Raw genomic sequence first — 13,979 nt, 5'->3', positions numbered from 1 at the left:
TGGCTCGCGCTTGATTCGCATGCGGTGCAAGGGGGGAATTCGAAACGAAAGATTAACGCTCGGCCGCAAACCTTGAGGTTGTAAGCAAGTGTGGCATTTGCTTGATTCGCAGCGGTCGAATTGCTGGACGTTCGACAAAAACATTGATTGAAGCGGATTTCGTTCTGGGATCAAGGATTGACGGATGGTGGACCCCGAGTCGGACGACCTGATCTATACCGTTGTGGGTAACGAGATTCAGGGTAGCTATGTTCCGGCGGACTCGGGCGCCACGGTCAGTAACGCGTCCACGCCGGGCGCCGTGATCTCGGCCACCTCGGGCGGCATCCAGATCAATCTGATCCTCGATGCCGCGGCACAGGCCGCGCCGACAAGCTTCAAGAACGGCCTGCAGCAGGCTGCCGCGATCCTGGCTGCCAACATCACCGACCAGATTACCGTCAACATCAACATCGACTACAGCGGCACCGGCCGCGGCGCGGCGGCCGGTCCCGACCTCGGCTATTCCGAAAGCTATTCGTGGGTTCGATCGACCCTGATCAGCAATGCGAGCGCGGGCGACACCACGTTCAGCAGCCTGCCCAACGCCACCACCATCCAGGGCCAGTCCCAGGTTGTCGTTTGGAACGCGCAGTTGAAGCTGTGGGGCGTGCTGGCTGCCAACGACGCGACCACCGACGACGCCAGTGCCTATTTTAACACTGACATCAGTCCGAGCCTTCTGGTTGGCGTCGCCCTTCACGAGTTGACGCATGCCTGGGGGCGCATACCCTACGGCCCCCCTTACAGTTCGTCGCCCGATATCTTCGATTTATTCCGCTTCACGAGCCCCGGCGTGCGGCTCATCAACGGCGCATCGACGGCTCCGGCCGCCTATTTCTCGCTGGATGGCGGCTACACCAAGCTCGCAGATTACGGCCAGAATTCCGATCCGAGCGATTTCCTCAACAGCGGCGTGCAAGGGCCGAACGATCCCTTCAACGAATATTACAACGGCAGCACCATTCAGGGCCTGACGTCGATCGACCTGAAGCAGCTCGACGCGCTCGGATTTCATCTTGCGATCAACAACCCGGTCGCGATCGAGCAAGCCGGCGCCACGAGTCTGGTCCGGGTCGGCACCAGCTACTTTCTCGATAGCATCAGCACGGGGACGGGGCCCATGCTGAAGAATGCGGGCGCGGCGGTGGTCGCGGGCAGTTATGGGGCCTGGTCGCCCGTTGCGGCCGAGCAGGTCTCGGGCGGCGGCTACGATGTTGCGTGGAAGAATTCTTCGACCGCGTATTTTTCGATCTGGAGTACGGACAGCAACGGCAACTTTCAGTCAACTCTCACGTCCGAACTGCCCGGGAGCAGCGCGACCATCGAGTCGATTGAGACCACCTTCCTCCAGGATCTCAACGGCGATGGTGTGATCGGTATTCCCTCGCTCACGATCGAGGCGGCCGGTTCGACCAGCTTGGTCCAGGTTGGATCGAATTACTACCTGGACAGTATCAGCACCGGCACCGGTCCCATCCTGAAGAATGCGGGCGCGGCCGTGGTCGCGGGCAATTATGGGGCGTGGTCGCCCGTTGCGGCCGAGCAGGTGGCGGGCGGCGGCTACGATGTGGCCTGGAAGAATGCATCCACCGGATATTTTTCGGTCTGGAGCACCGACAGCGGCGGCAATTATCTATCCGCGTTGACGCCCGAAGTGCCGGGAACCGACGCCAGCCTGAGGGCGCTGGAGACGTTCTTCCACCAGGATCTCAATGGCGACGGTACGATCGGCATCGCGAGCGTGACGATCGAGTCCGCCGGATCGACCAGCCTGGTGCTGTCCGGCAATAACTATTATCTGGACAGCATCAGCACCGGCACCGGACCCATTCTGAAGAATGCGGGCGCGGCCGTGGTCGCGGGCAATTACGGCGCCTGGTCGCCCGTTGCGGCCGAGCAGGTCTCAGGCGGCGGCTATGATGTTGCCTGGAAGAATGCATCCACCGGATATTTTTCGGTCTGGAGCACCGACAGCAACGGCAATTATCTATCCGCGCTGACGCCCGAGGTTCCCGGGACCCATGCGAGCCTTGAGTCTCTTGAGACGGTGTTCTACCAGGATCTTAATGGAGACGGTACGATCGGCATCCCGAGCGTGACGATCGAGTCAGCCGGATCGACCAGCCTGGTCCAGATCGTATCGAATTATTACCTGAACAGCATCAGCACGGGCACCGGACCCGTCCTGAAGAATGGCGGCGCGGCGGTCGTCGCGGGCAACTACGGCGCCTGGTCACCGGTTGCCGCCGAGCAGGTTTCGGGCGGCGGCTACGACGTCGCCTGGAAGAACTCATCGACCGGCTATTTCTCGGTCTGGAGCACCGACAGCAACGGTAATTTCCTGTCGATGCTTACACCCGAAGTGGCGGGAAGCGATTCCCGCCTGAAGGCGCTCGAGCCGGTGTTCCACCAGGACCTCAATGGTGACGGCGCCGTGGGCGCAGCGCCGCCAGCGACTGCGGAGCTCGCGACCGCCGGTAGCAGCTTCGTTTTCAATTTCAGCCAGGGTGCAACCACACTGTCCAATTCTTCTGAGCTGCCGGATTCTATGCCGCTGCCAGCCAATCTACAGGCCGCCTCAGAGCAGGGGACTCTCGCCGCGCCGGTGGAGAGCCACGCCCCGGTTGTGATCGACGCTCTGGCTGACTTTCTTCACAACCTGCACAGCGCCGGTTTCATGCTCGGCTGACGATTAAAATTATAGAGTCAACCGAAAAATTCAAATTGACAATGAGTTTCAACCAATGAAGAAATAAACGTCAGATTGAACCTTTGCGCGATCCTGAGCGACCATTGAGAGACCTGTGGCGAGTGACACGACTCACGACTGTCAAGTCGCAAAACTAGGGCGAGCATAACTCGAAGACGCTGCTCTCGGGATTGAGGAATATCAAATGACTCTCTTCCGCATGCTAGTTTGCTTCATTCTGCTCTTCTTCGCTATTCCTCTTGTTTTTGTGATATTGTCTCCAGAGGCCTCCATTTTTTCTTTCGGCAGTCGGCCCTCCCTTCAATTGAATCCATCGGGTAACAACTCGCGATAATTGACGCTGGGATGCAGGTGCCGTGGAGTAACTTAGTGAAGCACGAGACGCCAAAGGAGGCGGAGGACACTCGTCTCCACTGAGTCGCCGTTGCGTAAAATGCCAAGAATAGTCTTTTGACTACCAGTCGCCTTGCGTATTCGAAAATTGAAACCGTAAAGCCTATTGCGACCGCCAGAAACGGCGGGGAATTCCAGCAAAACCTAACATTGGTTCCGTAGGCCACAGTTCCGTGGTCACGGGATAATCGTGCATGGCAACAGCTGACTATGTTAGCTAATTTTGGAGGATGAAATGCGCCGAATTGCCCTCTTGGCCCTTGCAGTTGGATTGTTAATACCCTTGATTACAGCGCAGCCTGCTCAAGCCCAGGCCACCAGAACCTGGGTTTCTGGTGTGGGCGACGACGCCAATCCGTGCAGTCGCACCGCGCCCTGTAAGACCTTTGCCGGTGCGATCTCCAAGACGGCGGCTGGCGGTGAGATCAATTGTCTCGACCCTGCTGGCTTTGGCACTCTGACGATCACCAAGGCGATCTCGATCTATTGCGAAGGTGTCATTGGTGGCGTGCTGGCGGCCGGCACTAACGGAATCAATGTGAACGCGGCAGCGACCGATCACGTGGTCTTGCGAGGCCTTGATATCGAGGGCGTCGGCACAGGGCTCAAAGGCGTTAATATCACACAGGCTGCATCCGTAGTGATCGAACACTGTTTCATCAGAGACTTCAACTCCGGGAGCGCGCAGGGAGTTTCGTTCGTGCCTACGAATTTCAACTCGATGCTGCTGATCCGCGATAGCGTCATCTCACATAATGGCACGGCTGCCACCGGGGGTGGCGTCTTCGTGGACTCCTCGGCAGGAAGCGCCAGGGGGTTGATCACCAACACGGCCATTCACAATAACTTTGTCGGTCTCACCGTCCAAAACCAATCCAATATTCAGGTCAATGGAAGCAATATTTCCGAGAACCTCGGCACGGGCATTGCTCAGAGCGGGGCGGCGGGCGTGCGTGTTGGCCGCTCGATGATCGTCAATAATCTAGGATCTGCCACCACGGGCACTGTCCTGTCGTACCTGGACAACCAGATCAACGGGAATAATCCCGACACCACGCCAGGAACCGCGGGCGGCTATCACTAGCGCTCGATCGTTACAATGAACTCCGGGCGCGTGCGCCCGGAGTTTTTTCATGCCCGAACTCGCGCGGAATCGATTTTGCGCTGCCCGCCTGGATGACACCGGACAGATCGCAGAAGTTCGATTTCGGGCTCTGAAATGGGCGCCGAGGCGGGCATTAGGTTAGGCAACAAGGCATTGAAGTTCCAGCGTGCAGTCTGCTAGATGGCGCCAACTCTTTTCTTTTAGGTCAGTCAAAGGCGCCGAAACTCCCGGGGCCGAGGCGCTACTAACCGGGTGTGGATATGTCGGCTCCACTGGGCAATGAAACTGACGTCACGTCGCCGTCGCTAAAAACCCTGCTCACGTATTGGCTCGTGCCAAGCGTCTTGGTTGTGCTGTGGCATTATGGTGAGTTCCCCGCGCGGGTAGTGCATGCGGTCACCGGTCTGCCTTGGAGGCCGATGAAGGTAATCCTCTCGGCCCCCGTAGCTCTCTTCCCGTTCTTGGCATTATTCTACTTTCGAAAGTACTTCGCCAAGCCGACGAGCATAGGTCTACTCGTCTGTTGCGGTCTGGCTTTATCGGTGGCTTCGATCGAGGCGAACTATCTCCGGGCGAGCATGCAATACAGCTTAGATAACGAAATCGCATATGTTACGAAATTGAACTTGGTAGAAGGTGTCATTCGACCACTCGTTTCACGAATCGTTCAGGGTTACGTGTGGGTTCTCGGCGACGACAACTCTGGGCGCTCGACCTACATCACTCATCTTTCTCTCAACTATATGTTCGATTCCGCATCGTTCATCGCAGCCTTTGCGCTAGCCACTGTCCTCGTTCGCCCAGCCGCGTTGCCGATACAAATTCTTTTTGTTCTCTTTGTTGCATTTTACGCCCAAACCGCCATCGTTCCGGGCCGCATGGGGTCTGTCTTTCTGGCAGGCGGATTTTTTTGGCAGCTGTTTCTACTAGGTTCGAAAAGATACGCTCTGATGCTTCTAAGCGGGCTTGTGATGAGTTTTATGCGGACGGACCTCGTGTTCGCTACTGCTTTTGCTATCCCGGGAATTGCTTGGTTTGAGCGACGTTGGCCGAATGCTGTGGAGTGGCTAACGTTTGCCGGACTAATCGTTATTTCGCTGGCCGTTCCGAAAATCCTTATCGCGCTTTATCCGGTCCAGCCAGATTTCTCCTCCTTCCTCCTCACACACGGAGATTACTTTACCAAGCCTTTGGGTAATCTTTCCGCCTCTAGATTAGCCGTTGGTGTCGCAGCCCCGATATTCGTTTTACTCGTACTCACTTGGACTCCTGGTGTATCCCGAACAACCGCAATAGTGCTTCCGCCAGCGGTGGTCTATTTGGCTATGGTTTTTGTGATAGCTGACTTCACTGAACCAAATAAGCTCGTCCCGATACTCGGCGCATTGGCGCTGGTTTGCTGCGAAAGACTCGCCGTCCGTTTCCAGCCAAAAACCTGCGAACCAAAGCTGGAATCTTAAGTGACGCTGACTGCACGAGGAAACTCCTGAGTTATGTTTAGCCTAGATCCAGCAAAAAACGACACATCAGTCACTTTGGATTTCCTGAGGGCCGTTGCAGCACAAATGGTTTGCATTGGTCATGCTATCAACTTTGGGGGGTTTGGAACGACATACATTCCCACCGATGGCGTGTTGTTGTTTTTCGTTCTGTCTGGTTTTCTGATTGCATATACGCTCGACACTAAGTCGGCATCGCCGGATTATGGCATTGTCGAATTCAGCATTGAACGGTTTGCAAGAATCTACACGGCGTATCTACCGGCCATTCTGCTCATCGGGCTCGTCACCATTTTTCTTCGATGGTACGGCATCGAAATTAAAGCTGACCCAACCAATCTGAAGACGTTCATCGGCAATCTCTTCATGCAGCAGAACGTGCCGTGTTGTCTGAGTGTGCCAACGTTCGGGACGGCTGGGCAGCTTACTTCGGTTGCCCTCGAATTTCACATCTACTTTTTTGTTGGTGCTATGTACTTTCTACTACGGGGTAGAAATGTGCTGCTTTGCTGCTTGGTTGCCGCGCTATTTGCTTTTATGCCGCTCACCTATTTTTCAAATGGGCCTGCACCTGATCGGGCGCTATTCGTGCTTTGGCTCTTGGCGTTTGCCTCCTACTTCGTGGTGAAAGCTGTGAGCGAGCATAGTTCAAATGTCCCTTTCTGGTGCTTGGCCTTGATGGTCACCCTCGTCACTTGGTTGATCCAACGTACTCCGGGCGATGACGCCAACTTGGGGCAATATCCCATGTTAGTCCTCTCCTTCGTTAGCTTGGTGCAGATATCTCAGGCCATCCGAATCGTGCCTCAGTGGTTTGCCTCTTTCGTCAGAATGGCCGCAGACTTTTCTTTCTCGCTTTTTCTGATTCACCTCACGACAGAGCGTGTAATATTCAGCTTTTGGGCGGATGTGACTATTGGGCGAGTACTGTTCGCAGTCGTTATCGCGAACAGCTTCGCATTTGTTTTCGCGCTTCTTTTTGAGCGGCACTATCATCGAGTCGCGAGTGTCATAAAGGCCGCTCTCGGTCGACCAGCGCGCAACTTGCGTGGCGAGGCGATTAAGAACGCACCGATTGTGGCCTCCTAAGGGGTTACGGATTACCCTAAAGGCCGGGCCGCGACCTGACGAGTCAAGTTCTCGCTTAAGCAACCGACCTGAGATGCTGGACAACCAGATCAACGGCAACGCCCCCGACACGACGCCGGGCACCGCCGGCGGATATCACTAGGCCTGGTCCAATCGACGAGCTCCGGGCGCGATGCGCCCGGAGCTTTTTTGTGCCCGTCACCCGCTATGGATTTCGGGATACCCACCGACTAATCTGGCAGCACATGCAAGGAGAGCCGGTGGGATGGAGACCCTCGACAGCCAGGATCCGGGGTATTGCCGCGCGGTGCCGCAGGGATCGATGCGCGGCTTTTCGCGACGGGCGGGATGGGGGTGCACCGTCATTCTCGTGCTGCTCGTGACGCTGACGCCCGCAATCCCGGCACATGCCCAGTCGTTCCGCCAGGGCGTCTCTGCCGTCCAGCGCCAGGACTATGTGACGGCTTCGCGCATCTTCATCCCGCTCGCCGAGCGGGGCAATGCGGCTGCGCAGTCCTATCTCGGCTTCCTGTTCGAGACCGGCCGCGGCGTGCCGCAGAACTACACGGAAGCCGCGATGTGGTACCGGCGGGCGGCTGAGCAGGGCGACAGCCGCGCCCAATATTCCCTGGGCCTGCTCTATGACCGCGGCTTCGGCGTACCTCGGGACATCGTGGAGGCCTCGAAATGGCTGAACCTGTCGACGGCCGCAGCGCCGCGGCCGGCGCGCGAGGCGCGGGCCCGGATCCGCGATGCCGTCACCACCAAGATGACGCGCGGAGAGGTCGCCCAGGCCCGCCTGCGTGCGCTGGAATGGGCGCCGAGCCGCGAGCACTGATCCCCGGCACCTGACGAATGGCACGCTATCGGCCGCGCTCGGTACGAGGGCGGTGGCGCTATCGCCAGGATGACATCATGCCGGTGTTTTGCCCGACGAGTCAAAGGGCTTTGTAAAATCCGAAAGCGTTTGTTTGCCGGCACTCAAGTCATTGATATCGTTGACCCCGTCTACTGTGCATGGGGTTGTTTTCGCGTTTTTTTTGCAGAGTGCGCCTCGGGATGACGCTTGACCGGATCATCCTAGCCCGGCCAGCCGCCGAGCCAGTGGGTGTACCAGCTCTCGCCCAACCAGCCGATCCAGATCGCCGGCGCCAGGAATAGCCCGAACGGCAGGAATGCCGTGGCGCGGAGCCGCTCTCTTCGCAGCGCAGCACTGGCGACATAGGCGCCGATCGCGAGCAGCGCCGCAAGTTCGATCACCGCGGCCACGGTCGCGAGATCGAGCCAGGCGCCGCAGACCGCGGCGAGCTTGACGTCGCCGAGCCCGAGCCCGTCGCGGCCGCGCCAGCGCCGGTAGAGCAGCATCAGCAGCAGCAGCGGGAGTGCGACAGCCCCGGCGCGGACAACCGCCCAGAGCAGCGCCTCGGCGCCCGTCTCCAGCGCGAAGGCGCCGGCGCGCAGCAAAGCGAGCGCGAAGGCCGCGCCCGTCAGCTCGTTCGGAATGAGATAATGGCGGGCATCGTTCGTCGCGACTGCGAGCATCAGGGCGGCGAGGAACGCACCGTACAGGCCCTCCGCCCCCGGCGCGGCAACGAGGCTTGCGAACACGCCCAGCAGCAGCGCGAGGCTGAGCGCGAGCGGAGGGCCCGCCCCGTCATCCGCGGCCTGATCCGTCACGCCGTCAGCGCGCCGCCTTGGGCGGGCTCACGGTGACCACGGGATTGCTGGTGCCGACCAGGCGGCTGTTCATCTTGCTGCGCATTTCCTCGGCGATGACATGCGCATCGACGCCGTCCTTGATGACGGTCGGGCGAATGAACAGGATCAGCTCGGTACGGGCGCGCGCGGTGGTCTGATGCGAGAAGGCATCGCCCACGCCGGGAATGGAATCCAGGATCGGCAGGCCCTGGCGCTGCCTGTTCTCGGTCTCGCTGATCAGGCCGGCGAGCAGCACGGTCTGCCCGCTGGTCACCGCGATCGAGCTCTTCACCCGGCGCTGCGAAATCGTCGGCGTCAGCGAGTTGGCGCTGCCGGCGGCCACGCTCGAGATTTCCTGCTCGATGTCGAGCACGACATTGCCGTTGGCGTTGGCGCGCGGCAGCACGCGCAGGATGATGCCGGTGTTCTTGTAGTCGATGGTGTTGACCACGGTGTTGTTGGCAGTCAGCACGGTCGCGGTGCCGGTCGAGAACGGCACCTGGTCGCCGACCTGAAGGGTCGCCGCCTGGTTGTCCAGCACCACGAGCGACGGGTTCGACAGCACCTTGACGTTGGTGACGCCGTGCAGCGCATCGAGCACGACACGCGGCGAGTTTTCGGCGCCGATCAGGAAGTTGAAGCCCGGCAGCGCGCGGCCGAGCAGGGCCCCGGCCGCGGCGTTGACGGCGTTGCTCGTCCCCTCGATGTTGCTGCCGATGGTGCTCGAATTGCTGATGCCCGAGATGGTGTTGGAGATCGAGCCCTGCTTGCTGGCAAGGAAGAACTGCACGCCGTAGTTCAACTGGTCGTTCAGCGTCACCTCGGCGATCGTCGCTTCGATCGCGATCTGGCGCTGCGGCCGGTCGATCTGCCGGATCGTCTGCTCGACGACACGTTGCGAATCCGCGTTGGCATAGACCAGCACCGCGTTGTTGGTGACGTCGGCGGTGATCCGCACGTTCTGGAGGATCGCATTGGTGGCGGGCTTCGCGCCCGAGCCGAGCAGCGTACCGGAGCCGTTGTCCTGGCCGGGGACGCCGGCCGCCGCGGGGGCGGGACGCGCGCCCAGCGACGAGCCGGGAGCACCGGTGACCGGGGTCGCGGCGCCCGCGGCCGCGGTCGGAAGTGCGCTGAGCGAGGCGATCGGGTTGGTCCCGGACGAGGACGTCGCGATGCCCGAGCCGGGCGAGATCTGGCTCGCGGAATTGTCGAGCGAGGAGCTGCCGGTGGCGCTCTGGCTGAACAGGATCTCGTTCAGCAGCGCCACCACCGCTTTGGAATTGCCATAGCGCAGCGGATAGGATTTCAGGTTCAGGCCATCCGTGTCGGAGCGGTCGAGCCGCGCGATCCACACCTGCGCGCGCTTGAGGTATTCCGGCTTCTGGCTGACGACCAGGATCGAGTTGAGGCGGCCGATGGGCTGGAATTTCACCACGCTCTGGCTCAGGCCGCCTTCGCCCGAATCCATGATCTTTTCCATCTCGGAGATCAGCGGCTCGGGCGTGGAGTTGCGCACCGGGAAGATGCCGACCGATTGCCCGCGCATCCAGTCGGCGTCGAAGGAGAGGATGGTGTCGACCGCGGTCGCCCGGTCGGTACCGCTGCCGCTGACCATCAGCGTGTTGCGGGCACTGTCGGGACGCATGGTCGAGGCCTTCACGCCGAAGGCATCGAGCAGCTTGAAGATGTTCTGGGCCGAGACATAGCGCAGCGGCACCACCGTGATGCCCTGGCCGGCTGCGGCATTGGCGGAGCGATCGATGCCGCCGGGACCGGCTTCCGGCGCCGGCAGTAGGCGGTAGCCGGTGCGGTCGCGTACCAGCGCCACGCCGGACATGCGCAGCGCGTTCTCCAGCACGTAGATCGCGTCTGCCTTGGGGACCGGGCGCACCGAGGCAAGCGTGACTGTCCCCTGCACGCGGGGGTCGATCGTGTAGCCGACGTTGAGTACGTCACCAAGGATGACCTTTGCGACGGTGGCGACCGGTGCGTTCTCGAAATTGAGGTCGTAGCCGCTGCCGCCGCCGTCATCGCGTTCGGCAATCGCGCCGCCTTGCGGCGTTGCACCATCGCTGAGGTAGATCGCGGGCCTCGACGCCTTCGCCTGCGCAATACCGCTTGCCCCCGCATCCGCAGGTTGTCGCGGCTGAAGATCGAGGGAGCGGACCTTGTCGGCGATGTCCTGCGCGCGCGGATCGTTGGGATCCGCCTCGATCGACTGGTCGGCAGTGACGATGCAGGCCGTGAGCAGGAAGGTGGACGACAACAGAACGAGCGTTCCAGTCAACGCTGAGCGAAGGCGCAAAAGCGGCTGGACCACTTCAAACAAAATACGCCTACCAACTCTGAGTGTGACAGAAATATGCATCCGATCCCCCTTGGTTCGGACGCGCAATAATTTGCGCCACGATTATGTTTTTGCTAAGTAATAAGTCAAGGGCAAAGGGCCTTCCTTAACCCGCCGAAGTTGTTGCATTCAGGTAACAAGGTCAACGCTGTGAATGCAATGCGCGACCGCTCCGCAGATAGCTTCCGGCAGCACCTCCTGGAAAAATACTCACTGCCGCCGCGGGCGCATGCCCATGCCCAATCTCATGCCGACAAATCAGCCAATCCGGCGATCACGCGCCCTTTGCGCGAATTGTGGGAGGCCACCGATCTTTCCGCAGCCGAGTTCGCCGATGAAGTGTCCGATCATTTCGGCCTGCCGCGGCTGAGCCTTCCGCAGCTGCTCGCGGCCACGCCTCGCCTCGACGGCTTTTCGCGCCGCTTTCTGCGCGAATCCACCATCTTCCCCTTCAGTGCCTCGAATGATTTTTTTCGGCTGGCTGTTGCCGACCCCTCCGACACGGCGGCCATTCGCGCCGCCGAGATCGTGTTCGGAACGTCGGTCGACGTCGTCGTGGCGTCATATGAAGACATTACGACGGTCCTCGATCAACGGGCCGAGGCCGACGATGCAAATGCCGATCGAAGCGGCAGGATCGTTGCGCAGCAGTCCGACGACGACATCGAGAGCCTGCGCGATCTCGCCAGCGGCGCGCCGGTGGTGCGCGCGCTCAACGATCTCCTGGAGCGCGCGGTGGACTTGCGTGCCAGCGACATTCACGTCGAGCCGTTCCGTGCCGGGCTCGTGGTGCGCATGCGCGTCGACGGTTTGCTACGCGCGCTGCCGTCGCCGCACGGCATCCCGCCGCAGGCGCTGATCTCGCGCATCAAGATTCTCGCCAGCCTTAACATCGCCGAGCGGCGTCTGCCGCAGGACGGCGCGGCGCGCGTGCGGGTCGGGCGAAGCGAGCTCGACGTCCGCGTCGCGACCATGCCGACGCAGCATGGCGAGAGCGCCGTCATCCGCCTGTTGCCGCGCGACCGCGGCCTGCTGGAGATGAGCAAGCTCGGGCTCGCCGCGCGCGACGAGAGCGCGATGACGCGGCTGCTCGCGATGCCGCACGGCATGATCGTGGTCACCGGCCCGACCGGCAGCGGCAAGACCACGACGCTTGCGACGATGCTGTCGATCCTCAACGAGCCGACGCGCAAAATTCTTACCATCGAGGATCCCGTCGAGTACGAAATCGCCGGCATCAACCAGTCCCAGGTCAAGCCGTCGATCGGGCTGACGTTTGCCTCGGCGATGCGCGCCTTCGTGCGCCAGGACCCCGACGTGATCATGGTTGGCGAGGTCCGCGACGCCGAGACCGCGCATATCGCGATCCACGCGGCGCTGACCGGCCATCTCGTGCTGACGACGTTGCACACCGAGACGGCCGCGGCGGCCGTGCCGCGCCTAATCGATCTCGGCATCGAGGGATTCCTGCTGAAGTCCACGCTGCGCGCCGTGGTGGCGCAGCGCCTGGTGCGCGTGCTCTGCGATCGTTGCAAGGTGCCGCACGCGCTGACCGAGGCCGATCTTGCCAGGGATCCGCGCTTTGCGGTGATCGGTTTCAAGTGCGGCGAGGTCGTGCACGAGGCCGGCGGCTGCGAACGCTGCGGCGGCACCGGCTATCGCGGCCGCAACGGCGTGTTCGAGATCCTCGAAATGTCCGACGAGGTGCGCACGCTGATCGGCCCGCAGACCGACTCCCACTCGATCGATGCCGCCGCGATGCGCGGCGGCATGACGACGATGCTGGAGGACGCGGTCGCCAAATGCCGGGTCGGGATGACGACGGTGCCCGAGGTCTTCCGCGTCACGACAGTGCGTTAGAAATCATGCCGAATTATCGTTACCGCGCGCTCAATGCCAACGGCGAACTGGTCTCCGGCGCCATCGCCGCGCCCGCGCCCGGCGACGTCGCGCAGCGGATCGAGCGGCTTGGCCTGGTGCTGGTCGACAACGTCACGCCGGAGGAGGGCGGTGCGACCGGCAGTGTGTTCAGCCTGTTCAACAGGCCGAAGCCGGAAGACGTCACCATCCTCACCCGCGATCTCGCGCTGTTGTTGCGCGCCGGCGCCCGCATCAACGACGGATTGGAGCTGCTCGCGGCCGATCCCGATCTCGGCCGGCTGCGCCCGGTCGTTGCCGACATCCGTTCGCGCGTCGTCTCGGGCGAGAGCTTTGCCGAGGCGCTGGCGCGGCACGAAGGGCTGTTTCCGCCGATGTATATCGCGCTGGTGCGGGTCGGTGAGGCCTCCGGCTCGCTGGACCAGGTTCTGGAAGTGCTGGCCGGCGAACGCGCGCGCAGCGAGGCCTTGCGGCGCCGGCTGTCGGATGCGATCCGCTACCCGCTGTTCGTGCTCGGCGCGGCCGGCTGCGTGCTGCTGTTCTTCCTCACCTTCGTGCTGCCGCAGTTCGCCAGCGTGTTGCAGGATTTCGGCGCCAAGGTCGATCCGATCGTCGGAATCTTCCTCAACATCTCGACGTTCCTGCGCGGCAATTCCGATGCGGTGCTGGCCGGGCTTGCGGCCACCATCGCAGCTGCGTGGCTCCTGCTGCGGCAGGAGCGTGTCCGCCGCGGCCTCACCAATGCGATCACGCGGCTGCCGGCGATCCGCAACGTGATGCGCGCCTACCGCACCGCGCTGTTCTGCCGCAATCTCGGCCTGCTGCTCGGCAGCGGCGTCAATCTCACCACCACGCTGCGCATCCTGATCGACATGATGGCGACGACCGGCCCGTCCGCGGTCTGGAGCGATGCCGCCGACCGCGTTCGGCATGGTTCAAAACTCTCCGACGCGTTGGCCGAGACGGAGGCGCTGCCGGCGATGGCGGTGCGCATGCTTCGGCTCGGCGACGAGACCGGACAATTGCCGATGCTGTCCGGACGCGTCGCGGAGTTCTACGAGGTCAAGTTGCAGCGCACGCTGGACCGCGCCGTCGGGATCGCGGGACCGGCGGCGATCATCGCGATCTCGCTGGTGGTCGGCGGCCTGATCACGTCGGTAATGACGGCGCTGATGTCGGTGAGCCAGATTGTCGGTTAGGCCAGGGATTGTTGGGCCA

At 61.4% G+C, this 13,979-nt stretch carries 9 protein-coding genes; 7 read left to right on the top strand and 2 right to left on the bottom strand.

Annotation, left to right across the window (positions count from 1 at the left end):
- Positions 1-184: 184 nt before the first annotated feature.
- The 5 genes from QCM77_RS03060 (at position 185) to QCM77_RS03040 (ending at position 7,676) form a co-directional block, all read left to right on the top strand.
- Entirely contained in the window at positions 185-2,731 is a 2,547-nt protein-coding gene (locus QCM77_RS03060; protein WP_279681960.1) for an NF038122 family metalloprotease, read from the top strand.
- A gap of 649 nt (positions 2,732-3,380) precedes the next feature.
- A complete protein-coding gene (locus QCM77_RS03055; RefSeq protein ID WP_279681958.1) occupies positions 3,381-4,229 on the top strand; it encodes a right-handed parallel beta-helix repeat-containing protein in 849 nt (282 codons plus the stop codon).
- Positions 4,230-4,510: 281 nt separating this feature from the next.
- Positions 4,511-5,710, top strand: a complete 1,200-nt coding sequence (locus QCM77_RS03050) for a hypothetical protein (protein ID WP_279681956.1) — start codon at positions 4,511-4,513, stop codon at positions 5,708-5,710.
- Between the two features lie 33 nt (positions 5,711-5,743).
- Positions 5,744-6,838 carry an acyltransferase family protein gene (locus tag QCM77_RS03045; RefSeq protein WP_279681954.1) on the top strand — a complete coding sequence of 365 codons (1,095 nt, stop codon included), beginning with the start codon at positions 5,744-5,746 and terminating at the stop codon, positions 6,836-6,838.
- Between the two features lie 265 nt (positions 6,839-7,103).
- Positions 7,104-7,676, top strand: a complete 573-nt coding sequence (locus QCM77_RS03040; RefSeq protein ID WP_279681952.1) for a tetratricopeptide repeat protein — start codon at positions 7,104-7,106, stop codon at positions 7,674-7,676.
- A 242-nt stretch (positions 7,677-7,918) separates the two neighbouring features.
- On the opposite strand, the gene QCM77_RS03035 is transcribed toward QCM77_RS03040, so the two are convergent.
- Positions 7,919-8,515, bottom strand: coding sequence for a prepilin peptidase (locus QCM77_RS03035; protein WP_279681950.1), 597 nt, complete (start codon positions 8,513-8,515; stop codon positions 7,919-7,921).
- Between the two features lie 4 nt (positions 8,516-8,519).
- Positions 8,520-10,904: a type II secretion system secretin GspD gene (gspD, locus tag QCM77_RS03030; protein ID WP_462804285.1), complete on the bottom strand. Its 2,385-nt coding sequence runs from the start codon at positions 10,902-10,904 to the stop codon at positions 8,520-8,522.
- A gap of 138 nt (positions 10,905-11,042) precedes the next feature.
- On the opposite strand from gspD, the gene QCM77_RS03025 reads away from it, so the two are divergent.
- A complete protein-coding gene (locus QCM77_RS03025) occupies positions 11,043-12,743 on the top strand; it encodes a GspE/PulE family protein (RefSeq protein WP_462804284.1) in 1,701 nt (566 codons plus the stop codon).
- A gap of 5 nt (positions 12,744-12,748) precedes the next feature.
- Positions 12,749-13,960 carry a type II secretion system F family protein gene (locus QCM77_RS03020; RefSeq protein WP_279681944.1) on the top strand — a complete coding sequence of 404 codons (1,212 nt, stop codon included), beginning with the start codon at positions 12,749-12,751 and terminating at the stop codon, positions 13,958-13,960.
- Positions 13,961-13,979 lie beyond the last annotated feature (19 nt).

This window comes from Bradyrhizobium nivariense (assembly GCF_029846695.2).
GTDB lineage: Bacteria > Pseudomonadota > Alphaproteobacteria > Rhizobiales > Xanthobacteraceae > Bradyrhizobium.
Note: the sequence above shows the minus strand (reverse complement) of the source record. Positions and strands in the feature narration are given on the sequence as shown.

Excerpts from the sequence above, each read along its gene's own strand:
- QCM77_RS03055 (WP_279681958.1), top strand. The coding sequence starts at position 3,381 with ATGCGCCGAATTGCCCTCTTGGCCCTTGCAGTTGGATTGTTAATACCC.
- QCM77_RS03040 (WP_279681952.1), top strand. The coding sequence starts at position 7,104 with ATGGAGACCCTCGACAGCCAGGATCCGGGGTATTGCCGCGCGGTGCCG.
- QCM77_RS03060 (WP_279681960.1), top strand. The coding sequence starts at position 185 with ATGGTGGACCCCGAGTCGGACGACCTGATCTATACCGTTGTGGGTAAC.
- QCM77_RS03050 (WP_279681956.1), top strand. The coding sequence starts at position 4,511 with ATGTCGGCTCCACTGGGCAATGAAACTGACGTCACGTCGCCGTCGCTA.
- QCM77_RS03045 (WP_279681954.1), top strand. The coding sequence starts at position 5,744 with ATGTTTAGCCTAGATCCAGCAAAAAACGACACATCAGTCACTTTGGAT.
- QCM77_RS03020 (WP_279681944.1), top strand. The coding sequence starts at position 12,749 with ATGCCGAATTATCGTTACCGCGCGCTCAATGCCAACGGCGAACTGGTC.
- QCM77_RS03025 (WP_462804284.1), top strand. The coding sequence starts at position 11,043 with ATGCGCGACCGCTCCGCAGATAGCTTCCGGCAGCACCTCCTGGAAAAA.
- gspD (WP_462804285.1), bottom strand. The coding sequence starts at position 10,904 with ATGCATATTTCTGTCACACTCAGAGTTGGTAGGCGTATTTTGTTTGAA.